Annotated in this window: 1 pseudogene; it reads left to right on the top strand. The window is 41.4% G+C overall.

The features are described from left to right. Positions 1 to 43 precede the first annotated feature (43 nt). Positions 44 to 565: pseudogene (locus ACGHEH_RS21695) on the top strand (transposase); the annotation flags it as partial. Between the last annotated feature and the right edge of the window lie 68 nt (positions 566 to 633).

The raw sequence follows: 633 nt of genomic DNA, 5'->3' as shown, positions 1-633 counted from the left end.
ATCGCCTACTTTTAAACTCAAGACTTTCAAGTAGGCACATACAATGACAAAGGCACGAGAGCAGCAGGTGAGCTTGCAAGATACCAAGTACTACCACTGTATTTCACGTTGTGTACGTCGTGCCTATTTGTGTGGTGAAGATGAGCATACGGGAAAATCTTACGAACATCGCAGACAGTGGATAGAAGATAAACTACAACAGATATCTAAAGTATTTTGTATTGATGTATGTGCGTATGCGGTTATGAGTAATCACACCCACTTTGTACTATACGCTGACGATAAAAAAGCAAATAGACTCAGCGATAAAGCAGTGCTAATCCGTTGGCATAAACTGTTTAAAGGCACGCTCCATACCCAGAAGTTTTTGGCTGGTGAAAAGTTAGATAAAGGTCAGCAGTTCTTTTTAGCAAAAGAAATAAAAGAGTTTAGGCAGCGCTTGTCTGATATCAGTTGGTTTATGCGGGTTTTAAATGAGCATATCGCCCGAAAACCCAATAAAGAAGACAGCTGCACAGGCCGATTTTATTCGCTGCCATCCATGGCGCTCACCCTTCGGGCCGCTTAAAAGCGTTCAAATTTATTCCCTATAAATTTGTAGGAAGGCCGCTTTAAATCACAAGCGCTATTAGA

It is taken from the genome of Pseudoalteromonas sp. MTN2-4, assembly GCF_042848605.1.
In the GTDB taxonomy this organism is placed as follows: Bacteria; Pseudomonadota; Gammaproteobacteria; order Enterobacterales; family Alteromonadaceae; genus Pseudoalteromonas.
The sequence above is the reverse complement of the archived record's forward strand: the minus strand, read 5'-3'. Positions and strand labels throughout refer to the sequence as shown.